This window comes from Bacteroidota bacterium, assembly GCA_016194975.1.
Lineage (GTDB): Bacteria > Bacteroidota > Bacteroidia > Palsa-965 > Palsa-965.
In genome coordinates this window covers 186,108-202,453 of record JACQAM010000022.1, presented here as the reverse complement: position 1 = coordinate 202,453, position 16,346 = coordinate 186,108, and the positions used below count along the sequence as shown (strand labels likewise).

At 43.3% G+C, this 16,346-nt stretch carries 13 protein-coding genes; 11 read left to right on the top strand and 2 right to left on the bottom strand.

Features of this window, described 5'->3' with window-relative positions; all coding sequences use genetic code 11:
- The first annotated feature begins 131 nt into the window (after positions 1 to 131).
- The 4 genes from HY064_14100 to HY064_14085 all read left to right on the top strand — a co-directional run bounded on the left by HY064_14100 (position 132) and on the right by HY064_14085 (position 6,322).
- The gene (locus HY064_14100; GenBank protein MBI3511789.1) at positions 132 to 2,324 is read left to right on the top strand and encodes a T9SS type A sorting domain-containing protein; all 2,193 of its coding nucleotides are present in this window, start codon (positions 132 to 134) and stop codon (positions 2,322 to 2,324) included.
- Positions 2,325 to 2,562: 238 nt separating this feature from the next.
- On the top strand, positions 2,563 to 2,973 hold the full coding sequence (locus tag HY064_14095; GenBank protein MBI3511788.1) for a response regulator: 411 nt from the start codon (positions 2,563 to 2,565) through the stop codon (positions 2,971 to 2,973).
- Between the two features lie 84 nt (positions 2,974 to 3,057).
- The gene (locus tag HY064_14090; protein ID MBI3511787.1) at positions 3,058 to 4,890 is read left to right on the top strand and encodes a PAS domain S-box protein; all 1,833 of its coding nucleotides are present in this window, start codon (positions 3,058 to 3,060) and stop codon (positions 4,888 to 4,890) included.
- Between the two features lie 4 nt (positions 4,891 to 4,894).
- On the top strand, positions 4,895 to 6,322 hold the full coding sequence (locus HY064_14085) for a hypothetical protein (GenBank protein ID MBI3511786.1): 1,428 nt from the start codon (positions 4,895 to 4,897) through the stop codon (positions 6,320 to 6,322).
- On the opposite strand, the gene HY064_14080 is transcribed toward HY064_14085, so the two are convergent.
- A complete protein-coding gene (locus HY064_14080; GenBank protein MBI3511785.1) occupies positions 6,267 to 6,965 on the bottom strand; it encodes a hypothetical protein in 699 nt (232 codons plus the stop codon). The two genes, HY064_14085 and HY064_14080, sit on opposite strands and share 56 nt — an antisense overlap.
- A gap of 115 nt (positions 6,966 to 7,080) precedes the next feature.
- Between HY064_14080 and HY064_14075 the strand changes: the two genes are divergently transcribed.
- The 7 genes from HY064_14075 (at position 7,081) to HY064_14045 (ending at position 15,298) form a co-directional block, all read left to right on the top strand.
- On the top strand, positions 7,081 to 7,920 hold the full coding sequence (locus HY064_14075) for a fructosamine kinase family protein (protein MBI3511784.1): 840 nt from the start codon (positions 7,081 to 7,083) through the stop codon (positions 7,918 to 7,920).
- Between the two features lie 145 nt (positions 7,921 to 8,065).
- Complete coding sequence (locus HY064_14070; protein ID MBI3511783.1) at positions 8,066 to 8,482, top strand: RidA family protein; 417 nt, start codon at positions 8,066 to 8,068, stop codon at positions 8,480 to 8,482.
- A gap of 21 nt (positions 8,483 to 8,503) precedes the next feature.
- Positions 8,504 to 9,223: a hypothetical protein gene (locus HY064_14065; protein ID MBI3511782.1), complete on the top strand. Its 720-nt coding sequence runs from the start codon at positions 8,504 to 8,506 to the stop codon at positions 9,221 to 9,223.
- Between the two features lie 116 nt (positions 9,224 to 9,339).
- Positions 9,340 to 12,897 (top strand): isoleucine--tRNA ligase, encoded by a 3,558-nt coding sequence (locus tag HY064_14060; GenBank protein ID MBI3511781.1) that lies wholly within the window; start codon positions 9,340 to 9,342, stop codon positions 12,895 to 12,897.
- A gap of 13 nt (positions 12,898 to 12,910) precedes the next feature.
- Positions 12,911 to 13,321 carry a hypothetical protein gene (locus tag HY064_14055; protein MBI3511780.1) on the top strand — a complete coding sequence of 137 codons (411 nt, stop codon included), beginning with the start codon at positions 12,911 to 12,913 and terminating at the stop codon, positions 13,319 to 13,321.
- Between the two features lie 468 nt (positions 13,322 to 13,789).
- Complete coding sequence (locus HY064_14050) at positions 13,790 to 14,170, top strand: TraR/DksA C4-type zinc finger protein (protein ID MBI3511779.1); 381 nt, start codon at positions 13,790 to 13,792, stop codon at positions 14,168 to 14,170.
- Between the two features lie 210 nt (positions 14,171 to 14,380).
- Complete coding sequence (locus HY064_14045; GenBank protein ID MBI3511778.1) at positions 14,381 to 15,298, top strand: lipoprotein signal peptidase; 918 nt, start codon at positions 14,381 to 14,383, stop codon at positions 15,296 to 15,298.
- Between the two features lie 21 nt (positions 15,299 to 15,319).
- On the opposite strand, the gene HY064_14040 is transcribed toward HY064_14045, so the two are convergent.
- Positions 15,320 to 16,312 (bottom strand): aspartate-semialdehyde dehydrogenase, encoded by a 993-nt coding sequence (locus HY064_14040; protein ID MBI3511777.1) that lies wholly within the window; start codon positions 16,310 to 16,312, stop codon positions 15,320 to 15,322.
- Positions 16,313 to 16,346: the final 34 nt, after the last annotated feature.

Sequence of the window (16,346 nt, the reverse complement as noted above, 5' to 3'; positions counted from 1 at the left end):
CATCTGTAACGCACGCACGCACGTGGGTTTATTAATCCGCAGGAGTCGGAATATGTTTGTCCTGTTAACCCCTGTGAAAAATGACTCCTGCTATTCCTTGCGCAAATTGCGTTAAAAAAAATTTTCTTTGTGTGGCTTCACTTTTCGTGATGGCCGCGCCGCTTTATTCCGCAAATCTTTATTGGGTATCCGCTGCGGCTTCCAACTGGGAACTCTCTGCGAACTGGGCTTCTGCAAGCGGCGGTCCCGGCGGAGCGGGAATTCCATCTGCGAATGATGTGGCGATATTCGATGGAAACGGAAACGGCGCGTGCACGATAGATGCAGATGCAAGCGTGCGCGGAATAAAACTGAATTCAACTTTCAATTCTTCTGTTGCACTTCATAATGGCCCCAATTTTTATATCGGTGATCTTGGCTTTACGCAAAGTCACGGAACATTCGACGGTGAGACAGGTTATGTAGAAGTGCTTGGAAAATTTTCCTTGCGCGGCGGAACCTTTCTTGCTCCTCAATCCGATCTCTATATTACCGGAACTCGTACATCGAGCGATACTATTTTCAGTTTTACCAATGGAAATTTCGTTCACCAGAATGCAAATGTATCGTTCAGTCCCGAATCGGGTTGCAGTGCTCTCACATTTTTCATTGTTGTTCCGCCTTCGAATGATTTTTACAATGTGACTTTCGAAGCTGCGAACACCTGTAATTCAAACATCAATTCTGAACTCATTGTCGCAGGAAGCGACACGCTTTCCGTTTCGCATGAACTTCATATCAATGACGGCATGCTCGGTGGCGCTATCAGTTGTGCCGGGAACCTTTTTCTGCTCAGCGGGTCCACAGGGGGATACGCGAATGTAATTTTGAAAGGTCCCGGCACACAATATTATTCTTCGCCGAATTCAAATCCACGAATGGATCACTTAGTCATTGATAAAATTTCAGGATCGGTTTTGCCCGCACTGAATACACATAAATTTTCTGTTGGAAGTTTTTCTTTGCTTTCCGGAACTTTTCTTGCGCCACAGGATACTTTTTTCATTGGTGGAATTCATTCCCAGAGTTGTGCACTGTTTACCCACACCGTTGGAATTTTCGATCACAATAATGCAGCGGTAGTGCTCGATCCGCAATCGGGCAGCACTGGTTTGAATTTTACGATGAGTCTGTCAGGCAGCAACACGCCGTTCAATAATATTATAGTCAGGAATATTCAGTCGCCGGCAAATTCTTCTGTTCTCATTTCTGCAGGCGATACTTTATTCAACGAAGGAAATTTATTGCTGGAGGAAGGAATGGTGAATGGAAGTGTGATGCAGACAGAAGGTGATGTAACCATTGGCGCTGGATATGCAGGAGGAAATGCAAAACTTTTATTCTCCGGAAAAAATCCGCAATCACTCGACGCTTCTGCAAACACTTCCGGTTACAAAGGAACTATCGTGATCAATAAATTACTTGATGTGGTTACCCTTTCATCCCCACTTTTCATTTCTTCTCCCGGCCAGCAGGTAGAATTTGTAAAAGGAAATATTATTTCTTCTTCCGTCAACCTCCTCACTTTCGGCGACAACACTTCCTGCACGGGCGCAAACGATTCTTCATTCGTAAATGGCCCGGTGAGTAAAAAAGGAGACGATGCTTTTGAATTCCCTGTAGGAACGAACGGAACTGTTTTTGCCCCGCTGAAGATCGATGCGTCGAATGATGTGACGAATGAATTTATTGTTTCTTATTCTGAAAATGATCCTTCTCCTGTTTATCCGTCGTGGTCGCTTGGCGCTGGAGTGTACAGCATTTCTTCCTGCGAATATTGGAATGTAACTCACGTGCAGGGCACGACAGGTGTGCGCGCGTGGCTGAGCTGGAATTCTTCGAGGAGTTGTACTTCATCCGCTTCTGCACAGATCATTGTTGCGCAGTGGGACGGAACAATGTGGCAGAATAAAGGAGCGCTCGCTGTTACCGGGAATACAACAACAGGATTTGTTCAGTCGTCTTCGCTGGTAAATAATGGCGTGGTTACTCTGGGTTCGAGTGCGCCATTGGGTGTAAATGCAGCATCAGAAAATTTTTCTGTTGCTATTTTTCCTGTGCCCGCGAGCGACGTGCTGCACATACGCTGCATGCAGGATGATGCGTATGCCTGCGTGTACGATGTTAATGGAAATAAAATTTTTGAAGAGTTGCTCAACCCGGGAACAACAGAAATTCCTGTGAGCTCTTTTGCAAAAGGAAATTATTTTCTGCTCGTTTCTTTTCCGCACGCCACATCAACAGGAAGCAACCCCGTAATGAAAAAAGTTTTCGTGGTGGAATAATCCACTGCAGATGCTTAAATAAAAGTGGCTCCTGTTTTAAAAAACGAAGAGTGAATTTCTCTTCGCCGGATAATTAATACGAACCGTTTTCTCAATGAAATTGGTGTAAGGAATTTGGTTTTTGTTTTCACCATTTTGCGCATCCAATTACATGCTTGCCTCGTATAAGTATACATTCCCCCATCACGATAATTTTTTTACGATGACTCAAGCACCGCCTAAAAAAATGTCTATCGTTATGCTTGTTGATGACAATGACATCGACAATTTCATTAATGAGCGAATGATACAGGGTTGCAATTTCGCTGAAACCGTGTATGTAAATACCGGTACAAAAAGTGCGATAGAATTTCTGGCTAACCTTTCTGCCAATAAAGAATTGCGCCAGGAACATTTGCCCCAACTGATCTTCCTCGATATTAATATGCCGATACTTGACGGGTACCAGTTTCTTGATGAATTCCGTTCCCTCGACGAGAAAGCAAGAAAAGGAATTAAGGTGGCCATGCTCACCAGCTCGATCGATCCTAAAGACCTGGCAAAGGCAAAGGATTATCCTGAGATCTGCGCATTCCTTCACAAACCACTTACAGAAGAAGCGCTCGCCTCGATAAATACTACTGCCAATATTGCCCAGATTCTTACATGACCGTTTCATCGGCGCTCATGATGCCTATTTTTATGACTCACAATTAAGAATTTCCGGAGAGCTGTTATTCTCTTCGCGTTCATTATGGAATTTCGTGTACCGATCGCAATAGCCGGAGACCCTCTTCTTGCAGAGAAGATCTGTTCATTCGTTCATGGATCTTTCCCGGAGGATCATGAAGTAGTTTGTGCTGCATTGCCTGAGCAACTTCCGGAAAAATATTCACTTCTAATTATTCTGTGTGAAGAAGAAAGTTTACCTGCAACTATCCAGCGGAGAATTATCACTTCAGGAAGTGTGCCCGTAGTGCTGGTGATAAAGCAGGTCAATGATTATTTCATTTCACTTTATCGCAATCGATTTGTGCAGGAACTCATCCTGGAAAAAGAGTTGAATGAATTGCTCCTCGAAAAATTAGTTCGCATTTATTGTGATGAACAAAAAAAATTTGATGAGCGTACCGGCGTTGCCTCGCGCCTGCACGAGGCCTTCGTTAATTTAGCGATGGATAATTCCATCATCACCACGATTGAAGGAAAAATAATTTTCTGGGGCAAGCTCGCTTCAAAAGTTTACGGGTACACGGAGAAGGAAATGCTGGATACCGATATCTCTTCGGTGTTTTATGAAGATCATCTGCATTTTACCTGGCAAAATGCGATTCGCAACCTGCAGGCAAAAGAACAGATCACTGACGAATTCCAGGGAAGAAACAAGATCGGTAAAGCGGTATGGGTGCACGTGCAAATGAAAATCCTTTATGACAATAAAGGTATCCCCGCAGGAATTGCGATTATGATCCGCGAAATTACCAATGAAAAACTGGAACAGTTGCGGTTGAAGGTCTTTGAATCTGTAGTAAAGAATTCAAAAGAAGCTATACTGGTTTGTGAAATTCACCAGTCGAATGGAAATATGAAAACGCCCATCGTTTATGTGAATTCCGCTTTTACGGATATGACAGGATATGCAACAGAAGAAGCTTCAGGAAAAAATCCGGAATTTCTTTTCGCACGCGATAACGATGCAAAAACACTGGAAGAAATTCAAACCGCAATCAAAAAATCTGAAACAATTCAGGCGGAGATCGTGCAATATAAAAAAGACGGTACTGCTTACTGGAATAACCTTGTTTTTGTTCCTGTTTCCGATTCAGAAGGAAATTACACACATCTTGTTTCCGTGCAGCGCGATGTTACTGAAAGAAGAAAATATGTGGAACTGCTCCGTAAGCACAATGATGAATTGACCAAAGTGAATATTGAGTTGGATAAATTTGTTTACGGCGCTTCACACGATCTGCGCGCGCCGCTGAATTCCATTCTCGGGTTGGCCGCACTCATGCGGCGTGAAAAATATGGCGAAGACGCAAAAATTTATCTCGACAAAATAAGCCAGAGCATAAAACGACTGGATGATTTCATTGCAAACATTATCCGCTATTCGAGGAATACGCGCCTCATTCCCACGCATGAAACAATCGACTTCGCAGAAATTTTTAAAGTCGCTACCGACTTGCTGGGATTTTCAGAGAAAGGATCACGAATGCATTTCTATTATCACAACCCCGACAATATCATCCTGAAATCGGATAAAGATCGCTGGCAGGTGATTATCAATAACCTTTTTAGTAATAGTATAAAATTTTCGCGTAATATTGATGAAGCTTATGTGAAACTCTCCCTGATGCGTGTCAATGAGAAAATCCTGGTGAGTATTGAGGACAATGGAACAGGCATTGCCAAAGACCGGCTCAATTCTATTTTCGAAATGTTTTATCGCGGTGATGAAAAAGCAAGTGGCACCGGGCTCGGATTATTCATCGTGAAGCAAACTGTAGAGGCAATGGGTTGCACCATCAGCGTTGAATCATCTATCAATTACAGAACCACATTCACCATCACCACTTCCAATTGAAACTATGCTGCGAGATGTGATCATACAAATGGATGCCGGGCGGTACGAAACATTCCGCAATGAACTTGTGCAGAGTAAAGCAGAAAAATTCTGCCAGCTTCTTGATTCGTACCGGGAAGATAAATTGAGCGAAGAAGAAATTCAGAAACTCACCGCGACCAACAATTCTTCGTTCTACACTTTGCGTTCGCGCTTGCAGGATAAGATCCAGGAATATCTTTTCCGCATTTCGGAAGATTCGCGCGCGGAGTTACTCAAAACAACGGCTACTGCACCGTCACTCATCTACGAGGTGAATCGTGAAACTGCGGTTGTACTCATGCAGTATCTTGAATCGCAACTGAAGGAACACGATATGCCGGCAGAGCTGGTGGTGGTTTACACCGCTTTGAAAAAATTACATTTCAACTCTGCGAAGTTTTATGAATACCAGCAGCGCTACAATAAAAATGTCGCTTACATGCTGGCCATTGATAAAGCAGAGGAACTGTTATCACTCTTCTCGGCAGAACTCGGCAATTACATGATCTCGGACGACGAATCGAAGATCGATCTGATGAAACTTTACCTCAAAGAACTCGACAATTTCGAACGGCTTTACGATTCGCATCGCCTGCGCGTGATGCGCGGATTCGCTGCAGCGGCTTATGGAATTTTCGTTGATCCGCAAATGAATATTCCCGGTTCTGAAGAAACAGTGGAAGACATCCTGAAAAAGATCTGTGCCATACTCGAAACTTATCCCAACGATCGTTACTACCGTTATCTTTTTTCTGCTGCCGATTTTCTGTGGTTCGAATATTACAATCGAATCGGATTATATAAAAACAATGCGGAAATTTTTGCCCGGCTCAGCGCTGCACCTGTGAAGATTGCCCGGCTCGCGCATACTATGCCCATCGGAAAATTTTTCATTTCTTCATTGGAGAGAAAAGCGATGAATATCAATTCTCCGAATGCATCCGACATTCCTGCGATGGATACTAATATGGCGGTCACCGGTGGCGATCATTGCGTTTACTCGATCTCTCTTTTCAATGCCGGAAAATTTTTCGCTGAAAAAAATTACAAAGAATGCGCAGCTCAGATCAATTCATTATTCAGCGAAATTTCTTTTAAAAAATATGCCCGCGCAGAAACGGAAGCGAGAATCCTGCTCGCATTTGCCTATTTTTTCGATGGGAAAACTGATCTTGCGGAAAGCACCACGCGCAGCATCAGCCGTAAAATATCATCGGAAAAAATGGAAGAAAAATATCCTGATGCGGTGTTATTGGTCAAGATCATCAAGGTCGCGCTGTCGAATGGAAATGGAAAAAAAGAAAAGATCACCGCACTTTACAAATCATTCCTGGAAAATAATTCCGGCCCCGATTCTATTCTGAAGTTTCTTCGGCTAACAGATCTTCATCTTGATGCTCTGTCAGCGTGACTAAGTCGGCCGCACGTTCATTGAAGCGCCACGAAATTCCTCCTCCTACTTCCATGATCATTCCCGATTTCTGGTAATAGAGACTGAAAGAATTATAATTTTCCTGCGACGATTTGTAATAGGAGATCATCACTTCCCAGTTGAGAAACAATCCTGAAAAAATATTGATCGCTCCGCCTAATCCTGCACCACCTTCATATGCGTGATAATGCACCATCGTAAAATCCGAAGGCGCATCCTGGGTATGCATCACACCGGTGTAATCCTGCAATTCAATATCGTGCTTACCTAATTGTTGCGATGAAAGCCGTTCCGCTCTTCCGAAAACATAGATCGTAGCTCTTCCCGTGAACGAACGCGAAACCGTCATGAGACAATAACGGAATCCCGAAGAAATTCCGGCCATCGAGTAATCGTCCTGTCGCATTATCATTCCCGCCTCCAAAGTAGTCCTGCGCCCGGTGCGAATTCCAAGTGAAGGATAATAATGCGGACCAAATCCATCTCCACTCACCCGCAATTCCATTGAAACATCATTGATCGTATGAAAAGAATCCGGCACACGCAGGTACTGCGCGCTCGAATAATGTTCCAACGCGAAGCAAAACGAAAGTAGAAAAAGGTGGCGCGCAACTTTGGTCATGTGCAGGGCAATTGGGGTTAAGGGTAATCAGGCACTGCTTCTTTAACGAATTCGGCTGTCTTTTTGTGACGGTGTATGTAAGAAAAAAGCTCTTTTTGTATCGTAAATTTCGCAAATGAACCCGAGCCGCCCGGAGCTAATGAATGAGATCCTTGCCCGCGAATCTGCCGGCGGCGGAAGCATCAATCAATGTTCGGTCATCACTACCGGAAAAGGAAAATATTTTCTGAAAAAAAACAATGCTTCCTTTTCCAACAGCATGTTTCAGGCAGAAGCAAAAGGTTTGAATTTGCTGAAGGGAAAAAGTTCATTCTGCATTCCCGAACCGATGGCCGCGTGGGACGAAGATGGTTTTTCTTTTTTGCTGATGGAATTTCTCGGGCGCGCATCTGCGCATTCAAACGGAATGTTCGATGCGGGAAGATCATTGGCGGAGCTCCACAAAAATTCTTCAGAAAAATTCGGACTCGATCATCATAATTTTATCGGCACACTTCATCAATCAAATTCAAAACATAATTCGTGGGAAGAATTCTTTTCACGCGAGCGCATGCTCCCGCAGGTGAAACGCGCACGCGACACAGGAAAAATTTCTCCTTCACTGGTTGCATTATCAGAAAAATTCTGCTCGTACATTGGTGAGATTTTCCCGGAGGAAAAACCTTCCTTACTGCATGGCGATCTGTGGAGCGGAAATTATTTTCATTCTGCGAATGGCCCGGCCGTTTTCGATCCGGCTATTTATTACGGCCACCGTGAAATGGATCTTGCCATGACAAAATTATTCGGTGGATTTGATGAAGATTTTTATTCCGGTTATGAAAATGAATTTCCATTGGAGAAAAAGTGGAAAACGCGAATTGAATTTTGTAATCTGTATCCGCTTCTTGTACATTTAAATTTGTTCGGTGGTGGATATGTGAATGATGTGAAGATGATACTGGGGAAGTTTTGAGTGATGCGTTTGGGGTTACGAGTGCGCGTTGAATTCACCTCCTCATTCCATTTTCATTCGCACATTAACACACTTGCATACTCTGTCATTTGCACATTAGCACCGCCTTCGTTATATTTTGTCGGGCAAGCATTACCTTCGTGCCATGTCAGAAAATTCCATCAATTCCTCCAAAGCTCCCGATCCTGTAGGACTTTATCCGCATGCAAAACGTGTGGGCAATTTACTTTTTCTCTCCGGCGTAGGTCCGCGCGAGAAAGGAACAAAAAAAATTCCGGGAGTGGAACTGGATGCAAACGGAAAAATAATTTCTTACGATATAGAAAAACAATGCCGCAGCGTTTTTCAGAATGTGAAATTCATTCTCGAAGATGCAGGAAGCTCGTGGAATAAAATTGTGGACGTCACCGTTTTTCTCACCAACATGAAAGACGATTTCGAAGTGTATAATAAATTATGGGCAGAATATTTTTCCGAAAATCCTCCGTGCAGAACTACTTTGGAAATAAATTGTCTGCCTACCCCGATAGCGATAGAGTTGAAAGTAATTGCTGCTGTTTAGTTCCAGGTTCAAAGTTCGCTGATGAAAAAATATTCCTCGCTTCTAACTTCGGCCTTCGGCTTTCCCTCCTTCGTTATCACTTCGGCGGGCAGGCTGCTTACTGCCTTCTGCTTCCTGCTTCCTGTATTCTCCTGCGGAAAAAAGAAACATATTATTTCTCAGGGCACAACAGAATATCTCGGTGAAAAATGGAAACAGGAATACTACACCGATCACGATTCTGCATTTGAAGAATACCGCTACATAGAGAACGGGCAGTTATTTATGTTTAAAAAAGCAGCATCGGAAAAGGAAATGAACGACAGTACCTATTCTTCGGTTTTCTGGTACCGCACTATGAAAGTGATGGAAACACGTTCGTACGAAAAGAAAATTCCTACAGACACGTGGATGGATTATTATCGCAGCGGAAAAAAAAGATCACAGCAGAAATTTGAAAACGGGAAATTGATCACGCTCACGCAATGGTATGAAAACGGGAATACAGATATTGAAAGTCATTCTGCTCCCGATGGAAAAATGGTGCGCAACGAATTTTTTGAGAATGGAAACCCCGAGCAACAACTCAACATTGATTCCATTGGCAATGGTACGTGCGCTAATTTTTTCAGCAACGGGAAAAAACAGTCGGAAGGAAATGTGGTGAATAAATCGGCAATAGGCATCTGGCACCGCTGGGATTCATTGGGAAATTCACTCCCGGATACGCTTTGTGGAATTTCACAATTTCAATCGTACTGAGGAAGATGGAGGATGTAAAACACCGAAAGGAAAATAATTCATTTCTCCCCTGCTAAAATCAGGTCCATCTCCATCTCCGGCTTCTCACGGCTAATTTCTATCTTTGCTCCCCCCCAATGAAAATCTACCCGGAATACGATAATCTCGATCTGCCGAAAATAGCGGAAGAAGTTCTCGCGTACTGGGACAAGAACAGAATTTTCGAACGCAGCGTTTCTGAACGTGAAGGTGCCGAACCTTTTGTGTTTTACGAAGGCCCCCCTTCTGCCAATGGAATTCCCGGCATTCACCACGTGATGGCGCGCGCGATGAAAGATATTTTCTGCCGCTATCAAACGCTCAAAGGAAAACAGGTAAAAAGAAAAGCGGGCTGGGACACGCACGGACTTCCTATTGAGCTGAGCGTTGAAAAAACTTTAGGAATTACAAAAGAAGACATCGGCAAGAAAATTTCCATTGACGAATACAACAAAGCGTGCCGCAAGGAAGTGATGAAGTACACGCACCTGTGGGAAGATGTCACGCGCAAGATGGGCTATTGGGTGGACATGAAAGATCCTTACATCACCTACGAAAATAAATACATCGAGAGTGTTTGGTGGTTGTTGCAGCAACTCTACAAAAAAAATCTGCTCTACAAAGGATATTCCATTCAGCCATATTCTCCAGCAGCAGGAACGGGTTTGTCTTCGCACGAATTAAATCAGCCGGGATGTTATAGGAATGTGAAAGACAGAACGGCGACGGCGATGTTTAAGTTGACTGAAGATTCAAAATTGAAAATTGAAAATTGGCTCAAAGAACGCGCTGTGAAGAATTATAATAACTGGGGAGATTTTTATTTTTTGGCTTGGACAACAACTCCATGGACATTGCCATCGAATACAGCTTTGGCTTTGGGAAATAGGGTTGATTACGGTTTCACAAAAACTTTTCATCCATTCACCCATAAACCAATTATAGTTGTGTTGGCTATTAGTCCAACATCAAAGTATTTTCCCTTTGAGAATTTTGGTTTATCACTAGAAAATTATAAAGCAGGCGACAAAAAAATTCCTTCTGAAAATCTCGTTTGGGATTCTGGATATCCTTATGACAATAAGACAACTTTTCGAGTAGATACAAACACCATTTATGGAGAAGAGCTTATTAAATTAAACCTCCAATACGAACAACTCCTTCCTTACACACTTCCGCACGAGCACGCCGACAAAGCGTTCCGTGTGATCGCCGGAGATTTTGTTTCTACCGAAGACGGAACCGGCATCGTACACATCGCGCCTACGTTCGGTGCAGATGACATGCGCGCGGCAAAAGCAGCTGGCGTTCCTCCAATGCTGGTGATTGATGAAAACGGAAAAGCAGTTCCACTTGTAGATCTTCGCGGAAAATTCCGTCCGGAGATGAAAGAATTCGCCGGAGAATATGTGAAGGCAGATTATTTATCGGACGCTGAAAAAGTTTCTGAAGTCGAACGACTGAAAAAATTATCGGGCAATGAATTGAATGATCTCGTTTCGAAAATTGTTTCGCGCACCAATGAATATTTAAGTGTTGATGAACGTCTCATTCTGAAACTCGAACAGGAAGGGAAATTATTCAAGAAAGAAACATACGAGCACAATTATCCGCATTGCTGGAGAACAGATAAACCGGTGTTGTATTATCCGCTCGACAGTTGGTTCATCAAAGCTTCTTCGATGAAAGATAGAATGAGCGAACTGAATAAAACCATCAACTGGAAACCGGAATCAACAGGGACAGGCCGCTTCGGTGAATGGCTGAATAATCTGCAGGACTGGAATCTTTCCCGTTCCCGCTATTGGGGAATTCCACTGCCGATCTGGGTGAGTGAAGACAAACAGGACATGATCTGCGTCGGCTCGGCAGAAGAACTTAAAAAAGAAATTGATCGTTCGGTGAAAGCGGGATACATGAAAAATAATCCACTTGAGAATTTTGTTCCCGGAAATTTCACGAAAGAGAATTACGACACGTTCGATCTGCATCGTCCGTATTCCGACGAAATTATTTTGGAACGCAACGGAAAAAAATTATTCCGCGAATTGGATTTGATCGATGTTTGGTTTGATTCAGGGGCAATGCCGTATGCGCAATTGCATTATCCGTTTGAAAACAAAGAGCTGATCGATGAGCGAAAATATTTTCCGGCCGATTTCATTGCAGAAGGTGTAGATCAAACGCGCGGATGGTTTTACACTTTACACGCGATCGCAGTAATGCAATTCGACAGTGTTGCTTACAAGAATGTAATTTCCAATGGACTCGTACTCGACAAGAATGGAAATAAAATGTCGAAGCGACTGGGAAATACGGTTGATCCGTTCGAAACACTGAAAAAATATGGTGCGGATGCAACGCGCTGGTACATGACCACGAACGCATCACCATGGGATAATTTAAAATTCAACTCCGAAGGAATTGTTCAATCGCAGAAAGGATTTTTCGGAACACTTTATAATACGTATTCTTTTTTTGCGCTGTATGCGAATATTGACCAGTTTGTTTTTGATGAGAAAAACACTGTTCCTTATTCCGAAAGAACAGAACTTGACCGCTGGATCATTTCGCGTTTACATTCATTGGTGAAGTTTGTCACGGAAAAACTCGATGATTACGATCCGACTCCTGCAGCGCGCGCGATAGAAAATTTTGTGGATGAACATTTGTCGAACTGGTATGTGCGTCTTTCGCGTCGCCGCTTTTGGAAAGGGGAAATGAGCGATGATAAAAAGGCGGCTTATGAAACATTGCACGAGTGCCTGAAAGTTGTTGCACAATTATCGAGTGTGTTCGCACCATTTTTTTCCGATCGTTTGTACCTCGATCTTTGCGGAGAAAAAAATATTCCTTCTGTGCATTTATCATTATTGCCGAAGAGCAATGCAACGCTCATTGACAAAGAACTGGAAGAAAGAATGGAATTGGCGGAACGTTTTTCATCGCTGGTATTTTCACTCCGCAAAAAGCAGAATATCCGCGTTCGTCAGCCCTTAACTAGGATCATGATCCCTGTGCTGGATGAGCAATTCCGCGAGCGTCTGGACCTTGTAAAAAACCTGATCTTATCGGAAACCAATGTAAAAACATTGGAATTTGTCCTTGATCCGGGAATATTCAGTAAAAAAATCAAGCCCGATTTCAAGCTTTTGGGTAAGAAACTGGGGCGGCACATGAAGGCAGCAGCGGCTGCCATTACTACTATGAAGCAGGACGACATTTCCCTGCTCGAAACGCAGGGGTTCCTTGACTTAAATTTCGATGGAGAACGTGTTCGAATAGAACGTTCTGAGGTAGAGATACTTGTAGATGATCTTCCGGGTATGCTGGTGGCAATGGATGGCCGATTGACTGTAGCATTAGACATTACGATGACACAGGAATTGAGGGAAGAGGGCCTGGCGAGGGAGTTGGTGAACCGAATTCAGAATATTCGTAAAGACAAGGATTTTCAAGTGACCGATCGAATAGATGTGCAGATAAAAATGCATGATCTTCTTCGCTCTGCTGTGAGAAATAATTTCAATTATATTTGCTCTGAAACTCTCGCGGATTCGCTGGAATTGGTACACACCCTCTCGGAAAAAGAGGCAGTTCCGGTAGAAGTTGATGACGAGATAAAAACTTTAGTACACATCACAAAACACAATTAAAATTTCTACACCCATGGCTAAAAAGGCGAAAAAAGGCGGCAAAGCCAAAAAGGCAAAAACTGCAAAGAAAAAAGCAGCTAAGAAAAAAGCAGCTCCTAAAAAGAAAGCTTCTAAAAAAGCGAAACCCGCTAAGAAAAAAGCAGCGAAAAAAGCAAAACCGGCAGCTAAGAAAAAGGCGGCTAAGAAAGCGAAACCCGCTGCAAAGAAAAAAGCAGCTCCGAAGAAACCAGCAGCTCCTAAAAAAGCTCCGGCACCAAAACCAACGGCAGAGAAAATTGTCACCCCTCCTGTTGCTCATAATGAGACTATGCCGGAACCGGAAACTGCAATGGAAATGAACGAGGAGCTTCCGGAAATGGAAAATGAAAGCGAAAACAATTCATCTGAATCAGATGAAATGCGTGGCGCTTTTGATCATTTCTGATAAACGGAAATTTTTCCGGTAACATTCGATTCAATTTACCCCACTGCCTGTTCCTGCAAGAAAGGCGTATGGTAGTGGGGTAATTAATTTTTTATTCCAATCAAAATGGCTAAAAAAGTTTCTGCAAAAAAAAGTGCAAAAGGTAAAACTTCTAAAGTGGCGAAGAAGAAAAAAGCGCCGGTAAAGGCGAAGAAGAAACCTGTGAAAAAAGCAAAGGCAAAGCCTGCTTCGAAAGCGAAGAAAAAAACGGTTGCTAAAAAAGTTGCGCCGAAAAAAACGGCAAAAGCAAAACCTGTCGCAAAGAAAATGGCAGTGAAGCCCGCACCGAAACCAGTGATGAAATCGAAACCGGTCGCCGCACCTCCGAAAAAATCGACTACGCTCGCCCTGCTTCAGCCGAAATTACCTCCGGTGATCTCTCCTCCTATTGCAAGAAACAATGTGATCTTCAAAAAAGCAAAATCGCAGGTGGATAACCGTACACGTTATTCCGATAGTGAATTGAAAGAATTCCGTGAACTCATCAACGCGAAACTCGCAGAAGCTTCACGCGATTATGAATTGCTCAAGAATACGCTTTCACACAAAGATGATCACGGAACAGACGACACCTCTCCTACTTTCAAATTACTGGAAGACGGATCGGATGTGCTTTCGAAAGAAGAAACCGCACAACTCGCCGCGCGCCAGGAAAAATATATTCAGAACCTGAAGAACGCACTCATCCGTATTGAAAATAAAACTTACGGAATCTGCCGCATCACCGGAAAACTTATTCCGAAAGAACGTTTGCGCAGTGTTCCTCATGCAACCCTCAGCATCGATGCTAAAATGGGACAGCATAATTAGGGGAACGAATTTCAAATTGCTCGAATATGCTAATGATAAAGAGGATTTTCTTCATTGAGAATCCTCTTGATTTTTAAACAATCGATTTCACATCAATTATCATTTCGACCTCTTTTCTCAATTTTTCTATTTGTAATTTTGCACTGTGTCAATGAATTTTCTCAACATTCTTAATCAGTATATTCGCACCATTCGTAATTCGTTCACCATTTGAAAAAAGCTCTCGCCATTGCATTTGCTGTACTTTTCATCGACCAGTCAATCAAGATCTGGATCAAAACTACCATGCATCTCGGCCAGGCCTATGAAGTATCGGGCCATTGGTTCTTCCTGCATTTCGTAGAAAATCCAGGAATGGCTTTCGGCCTCACACTTTCTGATGGCGCGTGGGGAAAATTATTGCTCAGCATTTTCCGTTTGCTCGCTGTAGCCGGCATCGGTTATTACCTGTGGACACTCTTCAGAAAAAATGTTCGCCCGCTGCTCGTCGTGTGCGTAGCGCTCATCTTCGCGGGCGCAATGGGAAATATCATCGACAGTGTTTTTTACGGAAAATTTTTTACTGCAAGTGATCCCTGGGATCAGAACGTTTCGCAGCTCGTTGCCAATGGAAAAGGATATGCAGGATTCCTGCACGGGCAAGTGGTGGATATGTTTTATTTCCCGGTTTATACCGGGCATTTTCCGAAAAGTTTTCCATTCTGGGGCGGAGAAGAATTCTGTTTCTTCCGGCCCGTCTTCAATATTGCTGATGCTTCTATTTCTGTCGGAGTTTTCCTTCTCATCATTTTTCAGAAACGCCTTTTCGGAAAACTTGCAACTCTCCCCGAAAAAAAAATTCTGACTACCAATATCTTTTTCGGATGCATCTTTTTCCTGATCAGCTCCTTCCTCCTGCTCACCTACTTCACTCTTTTTTCGAAGATCCACCCGCTTTCAGGAATGAAGATCGGGCTCGTGTTTTTACTTGCCGCTGCTGCCGGAACAGGAATGTTTTATTTCCTGCAACGTTACCCGCGATTTATTCCCGATGAAGAAGAAATTCCGGCGAAAGTTGACGTGACTGAAAAAGAACAAACAGATGCAACATCTGCTTCAACCGAAATTCAAGGCGATCAGAATTCCTGAAAATGAATTTTAGACATCCTCTCACACTAATTTTTTCTCCACTAAATATTCTGCGATCTGTACTGCGTTCGTCGCTGCTCCTTTGCGCAGGTTATCAGAAACGATCCACATATTGAGCGTTTTCGGTTGTGTTTCATCGCGGCGCAATCTTCCGACAAAAACCTCATCCTTATTGTGCGCATGAAGCAGCGGCATCGGATACTGCAGATTTTTCACATCATCGATAACCGCAATTCCCGGCGATTTCTCCAATAACGTACGCACCTCCGCAAGATCAAATTCATTTTCAAATTCCACATTCACCGATTCCGAGTGGCCACCCATAACAGGAATGCGCACTGCCGTTGCGGTAAGGCGAATGGAATCATCGCGCATGATCTTCCTCGTTTCATTCACCATTTTCATTTCTTCCTTCGTGTATCCGTTATCCATGAACACATCGATCTGCGGAATTGCATTCATGTCTATCGTGTAAGCATACGCCATTTCTCCTTTTTGATTTTTTCTTTCATTCATCAACTGATCGACCGCTTTTTTTCCTGTGCCCGTCACCGATTGGTAAGTGCTGACCACAATTCTTTTCACTTTGTATTTTTTGTGCAGCGGATTCAGCGCCACTACCATTTGAATGGTGGAACAATTCGGGTTGGCAATGATCCTGTCGCTTGGTGTCAATACTTCCGCATTCAGTTCGGGTACAATGAGTTTTTTCGAAGTATCCATTCTCCATGCCGAAGAATTATCGATCACCGTGATTCCTGCTTCAGCAAATTTCGGCGCCCATTCTAGCGAAGTGTTTCCACCGGCAGAAAATAATGCGATCTGTGGTTTCATGCCAATGGCCACTGCGGGAATTACCACTTTATATTTTTCCCCTTTGAAAGAAATTTCTTTCCCGGCCGATCTTTCCGAAGCAACCGGGATCAGCTCTGTAACTGGGAAATTTCTCTCTGCGAGCACTTCCAGCATTTTTGTGCCTACTAATCCGGTGGCACCTACAACAGCTATTTTCATGGTTACAATTTTTAATTTACGATTTGAACTACGG

Excerpts from the sequence above, each read along its gene's own strand:
- HY064_14075 (MBI3511784.1), top strand. The coding sequence starts at position 7,081 with ATGAACCCGAGCCGCCCGGAGCTAATGAATGAGATCCTTGCCCGCGAA.
- HY064_14085 (MBI3511786.1), top strand. The coding sequence starts at position 4,895 with ATGCTGCGAGATGTGATCATACAAATGGATGCCGGGCGGTACGAAACA.
- HY064_14040 (MBI3511777.1), bottom strand. The coding sequence starts at position 16,312 with ATGAAAATAGCTGTTGTAGGTGCCACCGGATTAGTAGGCACAAAAATG.
- HY064_14080 (MBI3511785.1), bottom strand. The coding sequence starts at position 6,965 with ATGACCAAAGTTGCGCGCCACCTTTTTCTACTTTCGTTTTGCTTCGCG.
- HY064_14060 (MBI3511781.1), top strand. The coding sequence starts at position 9,340 with ATGAAAATCTACCCGGAATACGATAATCTCGATCTGCCGAAAATAGCG.
- HY064_14095 (MBI3511788.1), top strand. The coding sequence starts at position 2,563 with ATGCTTGTTGATGACAATGACATCGACAATTTCATTAATGAGCGAATG.
- HY064_14070 (MBI3511783.1), top strand. The coding sequence starts at position 8,066 with ATGTCAGAAAATTCCATCAATTCCTCCAAAGCTCCCGATCCTGTAGGA.
- HY064_14065 (MBI3511782.1), top strand. The coding sequence starts at position 8,504 with ATGAAAAAATATTCCTCGCTTCTAACTTCGGCCTTCGGCTTTCCCTCC.
- HY064_14090 (MBI3511787.1), top strand. The coding sequence starts at position 3,058 with ATGGAATTTCGTGTACCGATCGCAATAGCCGGAGACCCTCTTCTTGCA.
- HY064_14055 (MBI3511780.1), top strand. The coding sequence starts at position 12,911 with ATGGCTAAAAAGGCGAAAAAAGGCGGCAAAGCCAAAAAGGCAAAAACT.